General features: G+C 40.5%; 15 protein-coding genes. 8 read left to right on the top strand and 7 right to left on the bottom strand.

Annotated features, from left to right (window positions below):
- Window positions 1-93 precede the first annotated feature (93 nt).
- The 4 genes from NMS_RS08460 to meaB all read left to right on the top strand — a co-directional run bounded on the left by NMS_RS08460 (window position 94) and on the right by meaB (window position 5,723).
- Entirely contained in the window at window positions 94-315 is a 222-nt protein-coding gene (locus NMS_RS08460; RefSeq protein WP_041496311.1) for a DUF2795 domain-containing protein, read from the top strand.
- Between the two features lie 115 nt (window positions 316-430).
- Window positions 431-3,847: a preprotein translocase subunit SecA gene (gene secA, locus NMS_RS08455; protein ID WP_041496310.1), complete on the top strand. Its 3,417-nt coding sequence runs from the start codon at window positions 431-433 to the stop codon at window positions 3,845-3,847.
- A gap of 471 nt (window positions 3,848-4,318) precedes the next feature.
- Window positions 4,319-4,663, top strand: coding sequence for a DUF3140 domain-containing protein (locus NMS_RS08445; RefSeq protein ID WP_041497599.1), 345 nt, complete (start codon window positions 4,319-4,321; stop codon window positions 4,661-4,663).
- Window positions 4,664-4,712: 49 nt separating this feature from the next.
- Window positions 4,713-5,723: a methylmalonyl Co-A mutase-associated GTPase MeaB gene (gene meaB / locus NMS_RS08440; protein WP_041496308.1), complete on the top strand. Its 1,011-nt coding sequence runs from the start codon at window positions 4,713-4,715 to the stop codon at window positions 5,721-5,723.
- 2 nt (window positions 5,724-5,725) lie between these two features.
- Here the strand turns inward: meaB and NMS_RS08435 are convergent, their stop codons facing one another.
- Window positions 5,726-6,298 (bottom strand): phosphatase PAP2 family protein, encoded by a 573-nt coding sequence (locus NMS_RS08435; RefSeq protein WP_041496307.1) that lies wholly within the window; start codon window positions 6,296-6,298, stop codon window positions 5,726-5,728.
- Entirely contained in the window at window positions 6,291-6,521 is a 231-nt protein-coding gene (locus tag NMS_RS08430) for a hypothetical protein (protein ID WP_041496306.1), read from the bottom strand. Before NMS_RS08430 ends, NMS_RS08435 begins: the two co-directional genes overlap by 8 nt.
- 83 nt (window positions 6,522-6,604) lie before the next feature.
- On the opposite strand from NMS_RS08430, the gene lptB reads away from it, so the two are divergent.
- Window positions 6,605-7,354 (top strand): LPS export ABC transporter ATP-binding protein, encoded by a 750-nt coding sequence (gene lptB, locus NMS_RS08425; protein WP_041496305.1) that lies wholly within the window; start codon window positions 6,605-6,607, stop codon window positions 7,352-7,354.
- Between the two features lie 2 nt (window positions 7,355-7,356).
- Here lptB and NMS_RS08420 read toward each other — a convergent pair whose 3' ends face one another.
- Entirely contained in the window at window positions 7,357-8,109 is a 753-nt protein-coding gene (locus NMS_RS08420; RefSeq protein ID WP_041496304.1) for a CDP-alcohol phosphatidyltransferase family protein, read from the bottom strand.
- Window positions 8,110-8,221: 112 nt separating this feature from the next.
- Between NMS_RS08420 and NMS_RS08415 the strand changes: the two genes are divergently transcribed.
- From NMS_RS08415 to NMS_RS13835, 3 genes are all read left to right on the top strand, one after another.
- Complete coding sequence (locus NMS_RS08415; RefSeq protein WP_041496303.1) at window positions 8,222-9,298, top strand: putative type IX sorting system protein PorV2; 1,077 nt, start codon at window positions 8,222-8,224, stop codon at window positions 9,296-9,298.
- Window positions 9,299-9,362: 64 nt separating this feature from the next.
- Window positions 9,363-10,970 carry an apolipoprotein N-acyltransferase gene (gene lnt, locus NMS_RS08410; RefSeq protein WP_041496302.1) on the top strand — a complete coding sequence of 536 codons (1,608 nt, stop codon included), beginning with the start codon at window positions 9,363-9,365 and terminating at the stop codon, window positions 10,968-10,970.
- Between the two features lie 175 nt (window positions 10,971-11,145).
- Window positions 11,146-11,358, top strand: a complete 213-nt coding sequence (locus tag NMS_RS13835; RefSeq protein ID WP_148311360.1) for a hypothetical protein — start codon at window positions 11,146-11,148, stop codon at window positions 11,356-11,358.
- A gap of 165 nt (window positions 11,359-11,523) precedes the next feature.
- Here NMS_RS13835 and NMS_RS08405 read toward each other — a convergent pair whose 3' ends face one another.
- From NMS_RS08405 to NMS_RS08390, 4 genes are read right to left on the bottom strand one after another with little or no spacing between them, the layout of a single operon-like run.
- Window positions 11,524-12,915 carry an exopolysaccharide biosynthesis polyprenyl glycosylphosphotransferase gene (locus NMS_RS08405; protein ID WP_041496301.1) on the bottom strand — a complete coding sequence of 464 codons (1,392 nt, stop codon included), beginning with the start codon at window positions 12,913-12,915 and terminating at the stop codon, window positions 11,524-11,526.
- Between the two features lie 35 nt (window positions 12,916-12,950).
- Window positions 12,951-13,970 (bottom strand): glycosyltransferase family 4 protein, encoded by a 1,020-nt coding sequence (locus NMS_RS08400; protein WP_041496300.1) that lies wholly within the window; start codon window positions 13,968-13,970, stop codon window positions 12,951-12,953.
- Window positions 13,967-15,382: an O-antigen ligase family protein gene (locus NMS_RS08395; protein ID WP_084217667.1), complete on the bottom strand. Its 1,416-nt coding sequence runs from the start codon at window positions 15,380-15,382 to the stop codon at window positions 13,967-13,969. Before NMS_RS08395 ends, NMS_RS08400 begins: the two co-directional genes overlap by 4 nt.
- On the bottom strand, window positions 15,375-16,448 hold the full coding sequence (locus tag NMS_RS08390) for a glycosyltransferase family 4 protein (protein WP_041496299.1): 1,074 nt from the start codon (window positions 16,446-16,448) through the stop codon (window positions 15,375-15,377). The genes NMS_RS08395 and NMS_RS08390 overlap by 8 nt, the downstream gene beginning before the upstream one ends.
- Between the last annotated feature and the right edge of the window lie 92 nt (window positions 16,449-16,540).

Here is a 16,540-nt window from a genome sequence, read left to right as displayed (position 1 = left end):
CGCTCTTTAAAATCTTGAATCTTAAATTATCAAAAAAACTTGCAAAAGTGGGCAATACGTCTATTTTTGCAAAATAAATAAACGAGTTACATTATGTATTGGACACTAGAACTTGCCTCCTATTTGAGTGACGCACCTTGGCCAGCAGAAAAGGATGAGCTTATCGACTATGCGATCCGTACAGGAGCGCCATTAGAAGTTGTGGAAAACCTACAAGCTATTGAAGATGAAGGCGATATGTATGAATCTATCCAAGAAATATGGCCAGATTATCCAACTGACGATGATTACCTCTGGAATGAGGATGAATACTAGACATCACAACCCTATAAAAGTCTCGTAAGAGGCTTTTTTTTTGCTTTTAATTTAAGAACTTTACAAGAGCATTTTACTTAAGTTAAATAGCTATTAATCAATTATATAACAATTCATGGGACTATTAGATTCCGTTTTAAAAATATTTGTAGGCGATAAATCAAAAAAAGATGTCGCAGAACTACAACCTACTGTAACCAAAACGCTGACTTACGAGTCTGCAATGGAAGCTTTGTCTCTAGATGAGTTAAGGCAAAAAACAGCAGAGTTCAAAGAAAAGATCGCTCAAGCGAAAGCGAACACGCTACAGCAAATTGCATCCTTGAAAGAAGATGCTAATGCAGAGGAAGATATTGACAAGCGGGAGGAAATCTATGAACAGATAGACAAGCTAGAAGCACAATCCTATGACGAGGCAGAAGTGGTATTGAATGAAATCATGCCAGAGGCCTTTGCCGTAGTTAAAGAAACAGCCAAACGCTTTTTCCATAATACAGAATTAAGAGTTTCAGCTAGTGCGCGGGACAGAGAACTAAGTGGCACAAAAGATTATGTGACTCTAGATGGCGATCATGCGATCTGGTCCAACTCTTGGGATGCCGCAGGAAAGCCAATCACTTGGGACATGATTCATTATGATGTTCAACTTATAGGTGGTACCGCATTACACCTAGGTAAAATTGCAGAAATGCAAACAGGTGAAGGTAAAACACTAGTAGCGACCCTACCTGTTTACTTAAATGCTCTAACTGGTAATGGGGTTCACGTGGTAACCGTGAATGACTACCTGGCTAAACGTGATAGCGCCTGGATCGGACCTTTATTTGAATTCCATGGTATGACGATCGATTGTATCGATTATCACAAACCTAATTCTACAGCTCGTAGAAATGCCTACCTAGCTGACATTACTTATGGAACCAACAATGAATTTGGTTTTGATTACTTGAGAGATAACATGGCTCACGCCACTGGTGACCTTGTACAACGCAAACACAATTATGCAATTATTGATGAAACGGATTCCGTTTTAATTGATGATGCTCGTACCCCATTGATTATTTCTGGACCAGTACCAGAAGGAGATCGTCAGGAATTTGACGTTCTTAAGCGCCCAGTAGACAATATTGTAAATGCGCAACGTAAAGAATTGACGCAAACTTTGGCGAAAGCCAAAAAACTCATATCTGAAGGCGACCTTAAGGAAGGTGGATTAGAACTACTAAGAGTTTACAGAGGGTTGCCGAAGAATAAAGCCTTGATTAAATACCTGAGTGAAGAAGGAAATAGAACTTTACTTCAAAAAACGGAGAATCACTACATGCAGGATAACAACCGCGAGATGCCTACGGTAGATGCGGATTTGTACTTTGTCATTGACGAAAAAAACAATCAAGTAGAACTTACTGACAAGGGACTTGACTTCCTTTCAGGTGACGATGATCCTGAATTCTTTATCATGCCTGAAGTAGGAATGGAAATAGGCCGCATAGAGAATGCTGGGCTTTCTAAAGAAGAGGAAGCAGAGAAAAAAGAGGAGCTTTTCCGTGAATTTGCTGTGAAATCTGAACGTATTCACACGCTTAACCAGCTACTGAAAGCATACACGCTTTTTGAGCGCGATACGGAATATGTGGTAATGTCTAAGGATAAAAAGACACGTGATGCTACTACTGGCGCCATCAAAACTACCAGCGAAGAGCAGGTAATGATCGTAGACGAACAAACCGGTCGTATTATGGACGGTCGTCGTTATAGCGATGGATTGCACCAGGCGATTGAGGCCAAAGAGAATGTAAAGATTCAGGATGCGACGCAAACTTTTGCTACCATTACATTGCAGAACTACTTCCGTATGTACAAGAAACTGTCTGGTATGACAGGTACTGCTGTTACTGAGGCTGGAGAATTCTGGGAAATTTATAAATTGGATGTGGTAGAAATTCCTACCAACCGTCCTATAGCTCGTGACGACCGTCAGGATTTGGTTTACAAAACGAAACGTGAGAAATACGGTGCGGTGATTGAAGAAATTACACGTTTGAAAGAAGCAGGTCGTCCTGTATTGATTGGTACAACATCGGTTGATATTTCAGAATTATTAAGTCGTACACTGCAACGCGCGGGTATTGACCACAATGTTTTGAATGCCAAGCAACACAAACGGGAAGCGGAAATAGTCGCAGAAGCCGGTAATCCGGGACAAATCACGATAGCTACCAACATGGCAGGTCGTGGTACGGACATCAAACTATCTCCTGAGGTTAAAAAAGCAGGTGGTCTTGCCATCATTGGTACAGAGCGTCACGACTCCCGTCGTGTAGACAGACAGTTAAGAGGTCGTGCGGGTCGTCAAGGAGACCCAGGAAGCTCTCAGTTTTATGTATCGCTGGAAGATAACTTGATGCGTTTATTCGGTTCAGAACGTATGGCTAAAACCATGGACAGACTGGGAATGAAAGAAGGCGAAGTGATTCAGCACTCCATGATTTCTAAATCCATTGAACGTGCGCAAAAGAAAGTAGAAGAAAACGCATTTGGAGTTCGTAAGCGTCTGCTGGAGTATGATGATGTCATGAATGCACAGCGTGAGGTAATCTATAAGCGTAGATACCATGCCTTGTTTGGAGATCGTCTCGCAGTGGATATTGCTAACATGATCTATGATATTTCAGAGAACATAGCGCAGACTAATAAGATCTCTCAAGACTTCAAAAACTTTGACTTTGAGTTGATTCGTTACTTCTCTATGAGCAGCCCGATTACTGAGGCGGAATTTAAGAGCAAAAGCGAGCAACAGATTGCTTCTATTATTTATAAAGCAGCTTACGATCACTACAAGCAAAAAATGGAACGCACAGCTAAAGAGGTGTTCCCAGTAATTAAGAATGTAGTAGAAAACGACGAGCGCAATTATGAGCGTATCGCAGTACCATTTACAGATGGTATCAAAACATTGAATGTCTCTACTAATTTGAAGGAAGCTTATGAGTCTGAAGGTCGTTCTTTAGTAACTGACTTTGAAAAGAACATTACACTTGCGATTATCGACGACGCCTGGAAAACGCACTTGCGTAAAATGGATGAGTTGAAGCAAAGCGTACAGCTAGCGGTTCACGAACAAAAAGACCCGCTACTGATCTATAAATTTGAAGCTTTTGAACTCTTCAAAGAAATGATCGATAAGGTGAATAAGGAAGTAATTGGATTTATGTTCAAAGGCGATTTACCTACTCAGGACACCGCAGCGATCAAAGAAGCTAGAGAGCAAAAGGCAGAAAAAACCACTACCTCTAAGGATGAAGTGTTGAACAGCGATGAGCAAGCAGCACAAGCACGTGCGGTAGGCGCTGGCGCAAGTCAACAACAACGCCAGCCAGTGACTGAAACCATCACGCGCGACCAACCTAAAATAGGCCGTAATGATCAGGTGACCATCAAAAATGTCATGACTGGTGAATCTAAAAGCTGTAAGTATAAAGCTGCCATTCCATTGATCAATAAAGGAGAATGGGTTTTAGAAAAGTTTTAATTTATTGATAAGTTCGCTTTCGCGAAAGCGTAACAAACAAAAAATGCCTTGCTTAACAGTAAGGCATTTTTATTTTGCAGTACATTACAAATTCAAAATCTACTAACGAAGGTCATGAAGATAAATAAGATCGTATTTATACTAAATGGTATAGCATTGATTTACTTCATAATGTTAATTATAGTAGCCTTAAATCAATGGAATTTTCAATTCATCCAAATCATTGGTGAGTTGATGACGATCCCTATGATTGCTGTAGTTCTTGGGTCAATTCTCTATGCTATAATACAGTTAGTTCGTAACACAGGTTTAAAATATACACTACCTATATTATTTCTATCCATGATTACCCTTGGTATAATCATTATAGCTACTATCAATCAGCTTTAGAATAGTGTTGCGAGACCAATCGACTTAACATTCTTGTAGGTTTTTCAGATTGCAATAGTTAGTATCTTGAAAACAAAAAACATGAGCGACAAGAGCAAAGACGAGATCTATGATGAGTTTTACAATGTAGTCAACATGACGCCTAGTGAACTAGAAGACTGGCTGGATACTGAAAAATCTAAAAGTGTAGGTAAAGATAGCGGCGATGGAGAGTCCATAGGACACAAATCTGGCCGTAAAATTATCAAGATTAAAAACAAGAAAAAAGATGAGTTGACGGCTGCTAACTATAACCATATGAATGAAGTGATAGGTTACGTTCACCGTCACAGCGCACAAAAACCTAGCAGCGACATTAAGGAATCTGACTGGAGGTACAGTTTGAAAAACTGGGGCCACGATCCATGTAAGGAAATGGATTGTTAAGTGGACTTTCCCTTTAGATTTGCGATCTTTAGAGCATAATCGGTAACATTTGGAATCCTCACACATCAATCCTAAACTCAGGCGACAAAAAGCATCTATTGATATAGAGGCGTTATTTGAATCCATTCAGCAAGGAAACATTAGCGCATTGAGTCAAGCGATCACTTTGGTTGAAAGTACGGCGGGTAAAGATTCCGCTTTCGCGAAAGCGATCTTAGGCAAAGCCCTTCCCTACTCTGGCGATTCCTTTAGATTAGGAATCACAGGCGTTCCAGGCGTGGGCAAATCTACGTTTATCGAATCCCTAGGCAGCACGCTGATTGAGTCAGGAAGGAAGGTAGCGGTACTGGCTATTGATCCCTCTAGTAGTATTACTCGTGGCAGTATTCTAGGCGATAAAACGCGTATGGAGGAATTGGTGAAGAGTGAAAAAGCCTTTATCAGGCCTAGTCCAGCAGGAACCACGCTAGGAGGTGTAGCTCGTAAAACCCGAGAGGCTATAGTTCTTTGCGAGGCTGCAGGCTTCGATTTTATCATCATTGAAACCGTGGGCGTGGGACAAAGTGAAACTGCTGTTCACAGCATGACAGATTTCTTTCTACTACTCAAGCTCGCTGGAGCTGGCGACGATTTACAAGGTATTAAAAGAGGAATTATGGAAATGGCAGACATGATCGTCATAAATAAAGCAGACGGAGAAAATCAAACCGCCGCAAAACATGCTAAACGAGAGTTCCAAAATGCCTTACACCTACTGCCTGAAAAAGAACATGGTTGGAGCACAAAAGTACTTACCGCAAGTGGATTGAATCATCTAGGCATTGAAGAAGTCTACCAGAAAATCACTGAATTCCAAAACTATACCAACGAGAGCGGCAGTTTTGAGAACCGCAGAAATAATCAAGAATTGTTCTGGTTGCATCAAACCATTGAAGACCAATTGAAGTCGGAGTTTTACAACCGCCCTGAAATTCAGCTGTTGATAGAAAAACTAGAGCGACAGGTTTTAGAAAAGAAAATCACCGCTTTTGAGGCAGCGGAGCGATTATTGAAATCATAGGTTTAAGATGCATTGACTCCATATTTCGCTTTCGCGAAAGCGAACAAATGATAGCATAGAAAACCTAGAAGAATTCCCATCAAACCCCCCATCAGTACATCGCCCAAATAATGCAATCCTAAATAAACGCGACTGTAGGCGACAGTGATCGCCCAAACTATAATTAGACAGGTCAACCACGCTTGTTGTTTACGAAACAGCAGAATAGTAAATGTGGCTAGGGCAAAAACGCTACTCGCATGTGCGCTATAGAACCCGTAAGTACCGCCGCTATCTCCTACTTTAGAAATCAATCCTTCCAGCCCAGGCTCTCTAAAAGGTCGCAATCTTTCAAAACCATCTTTAAATAAATTGGCCAATTGATCGCTTGCCGCTATCATAAGAGCAATAGCGATTAACGCAATCCCTAGGTTGCGCCAGCCTAATTTTCTTTGGAAAAAGAAAAACAACAGCAAGTATAAAGGAATCGAGTATAGTTTGTGAGTAATGATATTGAAGAATAGATCTACCCCATCGCCTCCCCAATCATTGAGGTAGAGCGTGGCGTTCCAGTCTAGTTCTTTGATATCATTCATTCTCGTACATCTCCATCTGCTCGTCATAGAAGCGGCTGGCTTCTTCAATCAAGGTTTTGGTTTCTTCTTCCAGTTCTTCTTTGTCTTTCTTTTCAATTTCTTCTAAAAATTCTACCTCATCATCTTTTAAGTTGATGATGAATCTGGGATAATCCATGTGAATGATGAAAATATCTTCTGGATAATGAGCGTTGTCCCCTATAAGGAATCTAGGAATGTTCATTTTGTGATGTATTTTACCGCAAGCTACTAAATTCTGAATACAGAATTGAAAATTGAGAATTGGAAAACCTAAATTTGTCTTCTATGCAACAAAAGCTCACCGCTGATAATTTACAGAAAGCCTATAAAGGCAGACCCGTCGTTAAAGGCGTATCTCTAGAAGTCAATCAAGGCGAGATCGTTGGACTCTTAGGCCCTAACGGTGCTGGTAAAACTACCACTTTTTACATGATGGTAGGATTGATCAAACCTACCGGTGGCAAGGTATTTCTCAATGAGACCAATATTACAAAATACCCTATGTACAAAAGGGCACAAAATGGTATTGGTTACCTAGCTCAAGAGGCTTCCGTTTTCAGGAAGCTTTCTATTGAAGATAATATTCTAGGAGTTTTGCAATTGACAGACCTTTCTAAAAAAGAGCAATTAGAACGTCGGGATATGTTGCTGGAGGAATTTGGTTTAACTGACAGACGCAAACGTCGTGGTGATTTATTATCAGGTGGAGAACGCCGTCGTACAGAGATTGCCAGAGCACTGGCGACAAACCCTAATTTTATTTTACTAGATGAACCTTTTGCAGGAGTGGACCCAGTGGCGGTAGAAGACATTCAACGTATCGTGGCGCAATTGACTAAAAAGAATATTGGTATTCTTATTACCGATCACAACGTTCAAGAAACACTTGCCATTACCGATAGAACCTACCTGATGTTTGAAGGTAAAATCTTAAAGCAAGGGAACCCAGAAGAATTGGCTGCCGACGAAGTGGTACGCAGGGTGTATTTAGGCCAAAACTTTGAGTTGCGTAAAAAGAAGATTTTTACAGATTAAGCTTACAGAGATTTTTCTGCTTGTGGGAACAAGCTCATAAACACATAAATCAAGATAATACAAGGTACTGCGTACAGCTGCAACAGTAGAATTAGTACTACGGATACTGCTAGGAAAACCCAACGTATTTCATTCCCTTTAAAACCGAAGTTCTTAAATTTTAATGCGAAAAGCGGTAGTTCTGCATTTAAGATATAACAACTGAATAGTGTTATAGCTGTAAGAATGTATGGGTTATCTAGAATCATATAGATCCAGTCTGTATCTGTGATTTGAGCGATGATTCCTAAAGAGATAATAAAGATCGCATTAGCCGGCGTAGGCAATCCTATAAACGAATCGGTTTGACGCGTGTCTAGATTGAAACGTGCCAGTCGCAAGGCACTAGCAGCAGTTATAAGAAAACCAATTAATGCTACATAAGGGTGAGAAATCGCGTGCTCATTCATGCCTAATTTAAAAGAAGAGGCCCCTTCTATCAAGTTGACGCCCAGTGAATCATTCAGCAATTGAAACATCACAATTCCTGGTACTAGACCACTAGTGATCAAATCTGCCATGGAATCCAGCTCACCCCCTAGATCGCTGGATACTTTTAAAAACCGAGCAGCAAGACCGTCAAAAAAATCTAAGAAAATACCGGCTGCCACAAAAATACCTGCGATAATCAGGTCGTCTGTAAAAGCAAATAATGCGGCAATACAACCACACAACAAATTTAGAAGCGTAATACAATTAGGAATCCACTGTTTCATAGGTACAAATATGCATTAAATTCCTAGCGCTACGGGTGCTGTGGCAGGACAATATCCACAACATTATGAAGTTATTAAGGGATAAACCTAGATATTTGCGATCAGAACCATCATGCCATTGAGGACTTTTATTCTATTAGTGATTTTGATTTGTTCCGCTTTCGCGAAAGCGCAAACCTCAAGAGCCTACTCCAACGAATTTTTAAATATAGGTGTCGATGCTGCGGCATTAGGGATGAGTAATGCCGTGGTAGCCAAAACTGGAAATGCAAACTCTGGTTACTGGAACCCTGCAGGGTTGATGCGGCTAGAGCAAAAAGAGCTATCTCTCATGCATGCCAATTATTTTGCAAATATTGCGCAATACAATTATGGCTCCTATGCAATGCCCATTGATGATCAAAGTGCCTTTGGGTTTTCCATCATTCGGTTTTCAGTGGACGACATTTTGAATACCACCCAGCTGATTGACGATCAAGGAAATATTAATTACGACCGTATATCGACATTTTCAACAGCAGACTGGGCTTTTACTGCTTCCTATGCAAGAGAGTCTAAACTGGACGGCTTCTCCTATGGTGGGAATGTAAAAGTAATACGTCGTGTCATAGGTGATTTTGCGAGTTCCATAGGTTTTGGACTGGATCTAGGTCTACAAATGGAGCGTGGCGAGTGGAGTTTCGGTTTAATGGCTAGAGATATCACGACTACCTATAACACCTGGTCCATTGATGAGGAGGCTTATGCTAGCGTGAGCGGTGCAGTAGAAAATCAAAACCAAGAACTTCCAGAAACTACTGAAATTACCTTGCCTAAATTACAATTGGGAGCTGCTCGTGAATTTACGTTTCACTACGATCACGTATTGACGGCAGAAGTAGACTTGAACATGAGGTTCATACAAACCAATGATGTCATCTCCAGCAGTGCAGTTAGTGCAACGCCTGCCATTGGGTTAGAATATGGCTATACCAATCTGGTTTTTGTTAGAGCTGGCGTTGGTAATTTCCAGAATGTACAGCAACCAGATGGTAATGAAGATGTGACATTCCAGCCTAACATAGGTATAGGCTTCAAATACAAAGGAATTTCCATCAATTATGCCTTGACTGATATTGGCGATTCCAGTGCTGCAATTTATTCAAATATTTTTTCATTGAATGTAGACCTGTCTGTTTTTAGTAGATAGCAAACTTGAAACTGCCTAGTTCTGTAAATTACACTTTATTTTAGCAGTAGAACCGACTTCAACTATGCCTAAGAATTTATTGCTCGCGTTAATCACAGGAATTTTACTTTGGTTAGGATGGCCTACGTATGGTTTTCCAGCGCTGTTATTGATCGCATTTGTTCCCTTATTATGGGCAGAGCGTAACATCAGACTCTCCGAAACTAAAAAACGTGGATGGAAGGTTCTTGGAGTTGGATATCTAGCTTTTTTTATCTGGAATATTGCCACTACCTCATGGTTGTATTTTTCCACGGCATTTGGGATGTGGTTTGCGGTTTTGGTCAATTCTTTACTGATGGCGGCTGTTTTCTGGTGTTATCATTTGTTTGCGAGACGATCGACCACAGGCGCAGGACTTACATTTTTAGTATGTCTTTGGATCGGGTTTGAATACTTGCATTTGCACTGGGACTTCTCCTGGCCTTGGCTCAATCTGGGCAATGGGTTTAGCGAGTATACCTCCTGGATTCAATGGTATGAGTACACAGGAACCTTCGGTGGTTCTCTGTGGATTTGGGTTTCAAACATTGCATTGTATTTGTTGTGGGTTCGCTTTCGCGAAAGCGGAAAAACCTTCAGCCTTATTATAGGTGTCAAATTTGTGCGAGTAGCAGCGACTTGTCTGCTTCTTCCTATTATAGCTTCTTTACTATTGAAGCCTAACGATGATCTTCCTGAGAGAACCACGGAAGTTGTTGTGTTGCAACCAAATATAGAGCCGTACGTAGAGAAATACGATCTCGATAATGACAGCCTTGTTCGTTTGATTGAGCAGCTTTCACAAGAGAAAATAACTCCGGAAACGGACCTCATCATTGCCCCTGAAACCGTACTTGCAGATGCTATTGAATTAAATAGCATTCCCTACGACCGCAGTGTAAATAACTTGCAGCAATACCTACTAGCAAATCCCGAGACTTCCTTTCTAGGCGGGATATCTATATTAGAGCGGTTTAGAGATGCTGATAAAGCTACCTCTCAAACCAATTATTTCCCGCAAGGAGATTTTTATTACAACGACTTCAACAGTGCTTTTTTCCTTAAACCAGGTTTTGCGCCTGAATTGTATCATAAGTCAAAATTAGTAGTGGGTGTGGAGAATTTTCCATACAAGTCAGTTCTGCAACCGCTATTGGGAGATGTAATGATTGATCTAGGGGGTACCATGGGAACCAAAACGACTCAGGGCAACAGATCTGTTTTTCAAAGTACTCATGGGACTCTGGTTGCTCCAGTAATATGTTACGAGTCGGTTTATGGTGAGTATGTAGGTGATTATATTCAAAATGGAGCGCAGTTCCTAGCGATAATTACCAATGATGCCTGGTGGGGAAATACCCAAGGACATCAACAACATTTAAGTATCGCCAGACTGAGGGCCATCGAAACCAGACGCTGGATTGCCCGCAGTGCAAACACTGGCATTAGTGCGATCATTACTCCTACCGGTACAGTCACTCACCGCTTAGCCTATGAAAAAAGAGGATCTATTAAAGCAACCATCGGGCTCTCTGACGAAATCACTTTTTATAGCCGTCACGGTGATTATATTGCTAGAATTGCTTGCGGTATGGGATTATTTGTACTCCTATTCGCGATTTTTAAGCGAGGAAAGATGAAGCGCAAGTAAACCAAGTTGCTTCATCATCGCTGTGCTCTGATGTCGCTGACGTACGACTGGCTCGTTTATCGCTGAGCTTTAATCTTGCTGACAAAAGACCGGCTCCATCGTTGCTACGCTCTGATGTCGCTGACGTAAGACGTATGACATTATGGTTCTTGACTTCAGGTTCAATTCAAAAACAATGATGAATTCACTGCAACAAAAGTCTTTTGTCTTAAGTCACGAGAGTTCCCGCAGGGAACGCGAGTTGTCCTTTGTCCTACATCCACTGAATTTTGAACTAGACCACAATCTTGACAAAAGACTGGCTCCATCATCGCTGCGCTCTGATGTCGCTGACGTAAGACGTATGACATTATGGTTCTTGATTTTAGGTTCAAGGCAAAAACAATGATGAATTCATCACACCAAAAGTCTTTTGTCTTAAATCACGAGAGTTCCCGCAGGGAACGCGAGTTGTCCTTTGTAAGTGGTGCCCGCTGAATTTCGAATTTATCTATAATCCTGATCGAAGGTGTAGTGTTGCCATTTGGAGCTTGGAATTTGAGGTTTACTCCACCTACTGTCCTTTGAAAAATATAACCGTGCTCAAGGTTTTCACTAGAATCCGAATATCGAGGAAAATACTGCGCTTTTTGATGTAGAATAAGTCATACTGGAGTTTTCTTAAATGATCCTCATAAGACTCTCCATAGTTTGCCTTAACCTGTGCCCATCCTGTTAATCCAGGTTTCACAATATGCCGAGTTTCATAAAATGGAATTTTTTCTGTCAAGGTTTTTACAAACACAGGACGCTCAGGACGAGGACCTATAACGCTCATTTCTCCTTTGAGAATGTTGAAGAATTGAGGGAACTCATCAATCCGCGTCTTCCTTAGAAAATTACCGAAGAAGGTTACGCGCACATCTCTTTTTACTGTGAACTGAGCACCGTCTTTCTCGGCATTCATCACCATAGTACGAAATTTTATAATCTTAAACTCCTTTCTATTGCGTCCCACTCTTACCTGAGTATAGAATAACGATCCACGGTTGCCAAGTATATTTCCTAGCACTACTATAGGTAAAATCAACAAGCCTAATAAGACCCCAACTAAGGACACTAGTATATCAAAAGTTCTGTGATATACCCGGTATAATTGATTTTGATTACTCCGTGCAAATGGAAAGTATCTATAAAAATCTTTACCTACAAAACTTACAGGCACCCGGTCTGTCATCTCTTCATACACCTGCGTATATTCCCTGACCGAATAACCAGTTTCTACCAGTTCTATGAGCCAAGAATATATGGCCGGAGTAATTCCTTCCACATTAGCACTTGCAATTACAATTTCAGATACGTTCTCATGATTGAGTTTATCCATGGCTTCCTCCATGCTTAGAATGGGTAAGCGGTCGTCATGACCTATCATAACGCTAGCATCGGTATTGATATAGCCTTCAATAAAATAATTAGGATCTGCCTCTTGCAGGCTTTGGGCTATATCTACTGCATCCACTGCATCAGCGACAATAATTATGCGTTTGTTGAACCTAGAGCTTGCAAATAACTTAATGTAGATGGCCCTCCATATCATCAGTGAGCCTGTAATTGTAACGAAAAAATAGAGGATTTGAAGTCGGTTATCTGGTAGGGTTGGCGTTAAATATGGCGTCAATAAATAGGCTAGCGCTGTTAGTGAAGCCGTGTATGTCACACTGCGTAACGTACTGTTAATGCGACTGGCTTTTTTAAGGTCGTACAATTCAAAAACATTGGCAAAAAAGAAAATATAAAAACCAAGCATGACCGACCATTCCCAATTTTCAAGATCGATCTTGAAATAGCGCAAATCAAATAAGATACCAATCAGGTTTACAGCAAGCAAGACCACGCTTATATCAATGATACGTAAGAGAATCTTGCGTTCAGAAATTTCGAAGTGTATGGAACCAGTTTTGGTCATTTAGGGGATTGTCAAAACGGAATCAAATATATTGTTTAATCGCTCAACAAGTTATTCCACAGAGATTTAATGTGTTGCCAATCCATGTGTTCGACTAATTTACGAGCATTGTAAGAAATATCTTGAGCCAGTCCATTATTCTCGACTAACTCCGTTACGGATGCGCACATAGTCTGTACATCCCCATTTGATACTAGTAATGCATTCAAGCTATTCGTTAAAAGGAAGGGAATACCTCCTACATCTGTAGATACTATAGGAAGTCCTAGAGCCATTGCCTCTAAGACACTCACTGGCATGTTATCAAATTTTGAGGTGTTTAAAAAAATGTCATGAGTGGCGGCCAGTTCGATCCACTGTTCCTTGGTTAATAAACCAGTAAAAGTCACATTTAGATTTTCAGCTTCCGCTATTTTTTGACAAAGACCTAGACTTCCATCTTTATCTGGGCCTACCATGGTCAGTTGGGCGTTTGGGAATATGGTTTGCAAGGTCTTCAAAACCTCTAGTGGCATTTGCGGATGATATATCTCTGCAAAAGAACGTACCCATAATAATTTCGGTTCAAAAGTTTTGCGTTTGATGTAGGGATACCGCTCTAATTCAATGGAATTGGGTATAATCTGTATGTTGTGAAATCCCGCTTTCGCGAAAGCGTGCTTCAAATAATCACTTGGACTCACGACTTGATGTGCCTTTTCAAGAAAATTGAGTAATAATTTGGGCTGCGTTTTAAGTCGATTAGGAAGTGCACCACCGTGGAGGATCGGTATATATTTTAACTGAAGTTTTTCACACAACTTTCCTATTAGAATCGCATACCAGAAATTTTGAGTGCTGTACGTATCTATTAACACGTAATCAGACCAATTCGTATACCTAAGTGTCGCTCGTATCATATCCAACAAACGCAGCAACTTATTAGAAACAGAGGAGGCTGTGTTTACTTTAAAGCCTTCCTTTTGCAGTAAAACACTCAACGTATCAATGGTTGTGGAGGTCTTGCCAGCGTTTGACAATTGATTACCAATGTATAGAATGCGACCTGCACTCATGTTGATGGTGTTGCGATTATCGGAACTGAAGTTGATCGACGAAAGCCTCTTTTCTCCCAGCGGTTCAATTTTGCTATCGATCTTTTTTTCTTCCTATCTGGAATGACGTTTAGCAAGGCTAATCCATAAATAAACGAAGGCGCAGCGATTCGCATGGCGCTGTGATTGATCGTAGCAAACCAGAAAATTAAAAAGGCATAAAAATAGGTATTACGCCTGTGACTGAATCTATAAATGAGTGGTGTAAAAATCAAAACCAATAAGGATAAAATACCGATGGCTCCATGCTCCGATAATAAGCGACTGGTCTCATTGTGGGAAGCTGCAAGGATACCATCCTTTTTTGCCCTGTAGTATTTCACCTGACCCGCTCCTATACCGGCAATAGGATTTTCTGCAAAAGCCTCCAACTCAATAGTTATTAACTCTTCTCTACCAGTACTCAAGTCCTCTTTAATCCTTCCTGCGGCATCTTGATTGGCATAGCGTTTATCTATCAACCCTTTCGTAACTAGTGAGGTGAAGCCCCATGCTAATACGACACCGAACGCTAGAACAACTAATTTAGGCAACATAGAAACTCGAAATGAGGAACGTTTTAAAATAAATATAGTAATCACCACAGATATTATCATTGCCGCTGCGGTAATAACTCCACCTCTAGAGAAGGTAAGCCACGCCCGATAGGTCATTCCTATGAGCAGCGTTATGTCAATGACATTCGTCCAAAAGTCGCGTTCTCGTAAAAAACGGGCAAAACAAATAAACATACCTATACCCAGTGCAGTCGCTACTTGATTAGGCCCATAACCGCCTGATAAGGCAAAGTTAGAGGCAGTACTGGTCACAATGTCTCTCACATTTGGAGTGACTAGAAATAAGTACAACATCAACATTGCGATCGGACCAACTGATATTTTGAGTATTTCATCTAGTCGTTTCACCTCAATATTTCGTTGATAACAGTAAATCGCGACCACACCTAAAGTCACAGGACCGCTCAAGTTAAAGGCTACTGCTTTACGTAAACTTTCTCCTAGTGGTATGGCTTGAGATGCAACTACGATACTAGGGATCATTAAAAGTAGGTATATTACGTAGGGCAAAGACTTAATGGAAAAGCCACGGTAAAAAATACCTAAACTCATAAATATCAATACCAGATATTTAATCATTTCATAAAAGAACAAGACATTGTTCATGCGCAGAAACACCTCCCAACAAGTCAGATAACAAGCCGCCAAGAGGGCCTCATGAGCACGATCTGCATTTGAAAAAATCCGAAGCGTGAAATACCCTGTAATCAAATAAAAGAAAATGGTCGCTGTAAATGGAACTACCACAACCGTTAGCGCCATTATTAAGTGTGCTATAATGAGAATGGGATAAGAAAGCTTTTCAACCTTAATCATTCGTTCTTTGGTATATGTCTAGCAATTTATTCAAATAATTCTGGGCTCCATATGTATTTCGTACATGCTTTTGAAAGGCAGCTCCCAAAGTGGCTCGTAATTCTGGGGTTTCTATCAATTCAGATACTGCTAATTTTAAAGCATCAACGTTCTCTGCTGGTACGACTTTACCCAACCCTTGCACGACTTCTTTACAAGCACCTACATCTGTAACTACCACAGGCAAACCTGCTAATCCATATTCTAACAAAGCGAGCGGTAGGCCTTCAGAGGAAGATGATAGAACCGCAATATCTGAGCTAGACAAAATTTCATCTATATCAGTTCGAGCACCTAATAGGTGAACGCTAGTAGCTAATTGATTGTTGTGTATTAAGCTCTCTATCATTTCTTGATAATCGTCTTCAAAGCCCTTCCCAACTAACAGAAGATTCCATTCTGGAAAGATATAGTGTAACTCTTTCCAAGCCTTCAACAATAAGGCGTGATTTTTCTGAAGTCTTAAATTAGCTAGACATACAATGCGTTTACCATCAATGCCTGGTAACGATACTTCTTTAGTATCACTTCCTCTGTCTTCCACAAAATTGGGTAAGTAAAAAAGGTTTTTAGACAACTCATTTTTGAAAGCCCAGTTTTTAAGATCTGGATTGACGGAAATGATAGCGTCTACCTTTTTAGTAGCTAATTTAATTTTCCAAATGGGTCGATTTTCTAGGAACTGAGCATTTCCATAATGGTCATGCCAAATGATTTTAAGCTTGGGAAATATAAAAGCCAATAGGAAACTAGTATAAATAGAAGAGCTATGCGCATGAATATGAGTAATCCTATGAGCCTTTATAAATTTATTTATTCTAAAGATTCCTTTGAAACCCACCTGTCCCTCGCGATTTGCAAATAAGAAGACTACTTCAGGATGTAATTGTTGTTTCAAAAAACCCTCTTCCCTTGTACAACATAGAGCAGATAACTCTACAATACCCACGAGACCGTTTGCGATTTGAACAGCCATTCGCTCAGCACCTCCAGGATGTAGGGTGTCAATAATTTGGAGTACACGCATAGGGTATATCTTGCAGCGGTTAAAGGTAGGAATTCAATTTTTGTGAGTAGGAAGTTGAATATATGAAGTGAAAAACTAAAAGTGAATAATGA

This window comes from Nonlabens marinus S1-08, assembly GCF_000831385.1.
GTDB classification, from domain to species: domain Bacteria; phylum Bacteroidota; class Bacteroidia; order Flavobacteriales; family Flavobacteriaceae; genus Nonlabens; species Nonlabens marinus.
Note: the sequence above shows the minus strand (reverse complement) of the source record. Positions and strands in the feature narration are given on the sequence as shown.

What these genes read in the sequence shown, in the direction of transcription:
- NMS_RS08460 (WP_041496311.1), top strand. Translation starts at nt 94, where the DNA reads ATGTATTGGACACTAGAACTTGCCTCCTATTTGAGTGACGCACCTTGG.
- secA (WP_041496310.1), top strand. Translation starts at nt 431, where the DNA reads ATGGGACTATTAGATTCCGTTTTAAAAATATTTGTAGGCGATAAATCA.
- NMS_RS08415 (WP_041496303.1), top strand. Translation starts at nt 8,222, where the DNA reads ATGCCATTGAGGACTTTTATTCTATTAGTGATTTTGATTTGTTCCGCT.
- NMS_RS08420 (WP_041496304.1), bottom strand. Translation starts at nt 8,109, where the DNA reads ATGAAACAGTGGATTCCTAATTGTATTACGCTTCTAAATTTGTTGTGT.
- NMS_RS08400 (WP_041496300.1), bottom strand. Translation starts at nt 13,970, where the DNA reads ATGAGTGCAGGTCGCATTCTATACATTGGTAATCAATTGTCAAACGCT.
- NMS_RS08405 (WP_041496301.1), bottom strand. Translation starts at nt 12,915, where the DNA reads ATGACCAAAACTGGTTCCATACACTTCGAAATTTCTGAACGCAAGATT.
- NMS_RS08390 (WP_041496299.1), bottom strand. Translation starts at nt 16,448, where the DNA reads ATGCGTGTACTCCAAATTATTGACACCCTACATCCTGGAGGTGCTGAG.
- lptB (WP_041496305.1), top strand. Translation starts at nt 6,605, where the DNA reads ATGCAACAAAAGCTCACCGCTGATAATTTACAGAAAGCCTATAAAGGC.
- lnt (WP_041496302.1), top strand. Translation starts at nt 9,363, where the DNA reads ATGCCTAAGAATTTATTGCTCGCGTTAATCACAGGAATTTTACTTTGG.
- NMS_RS08395 (WP_084217667.1), bottom strand. Translation starts at nt 15,382, where the DNA reads ATGATTAAGGTTGAAAAGCTTTCTTATCCCATTCTCATTATAGCACAC.
- NMS_RS13835 (WP_148311360.1), top strand. Translation starts at nt 11,146, where the DNA reads ATGATGAATTCACTGCAACAAAAGTCTTTTGTCTTAAGTCACGAGAGT.
- NMS_RS08435 (WP_041496307.1), bottom strand. Translation starts at nt 6,298, where the DNA reads ATGAATGATATCAAAGAACTAGACTGGAACGCCACGCTCTACCTCAAT.
- NMS_RS08430 (WP_041496306.1), bottom strand. Translation starts at nt 6,521, where the DNA reads ATGAACATTCCTAGATTCCTTATAGGGGACAACGCTCATTATCCAGAA.
- NMS_RS08445 (WP_041497599.1), top strand. Translation starts at nt 4,319, where the DNA reads ATGAGCGACAAGAGCAAAGACGAGATCTATGATGAGTTTTACAATGTA.